General features: G+C 61.1%; 1 protein-coding gene. It reads right to left on the reverse strand.

Annotation, left to right across the window (positions count from 1 at the left end):
- Positions 1–265 (reverse strand): sensor histidine kinase (locus tag SB822_RS57850; protein ID WP_410859204.1); only part of this gene is annotated, 265 nt, incomplete at both ends.

Raw genomic sequence — 265 nt, forward strand, 5'->3', positions numbered from 1 at the left:
TGCAAGCCGATCGACACCTGCGACGCTCGCGCGTACTTCGCCGCGTTCGTCAACGATTCCTGCGCGACGCGAAAGAGCGCGATTTCCGTTTGCTCGTCGAGCTGGATATCGTCGGCGGGAAGCTGCAGGTTCAGCGTCCAGTTATTGCGTTGCGCGGCTTCGTCGGCGAGTGTGCGCAGTGCGGTCACAAGACCGAAATTCGCCAGCACGGTAGGCCGCATGTCTTCGATAATGCGGCGCTTGAGCGCAATGCCCTGGTCCAGAT

Source organism: Paraburkholderia sp. SIMBA_054 (assembly GCF_046534875.1).
Classification (GTDB): domain Bacteria; phylum Pseudomonadota; class Gammaproteobacteria; order Burkholderiales; family Burkholderiaceae; genus Paraburkholderia; species Paraburkholderia hospita.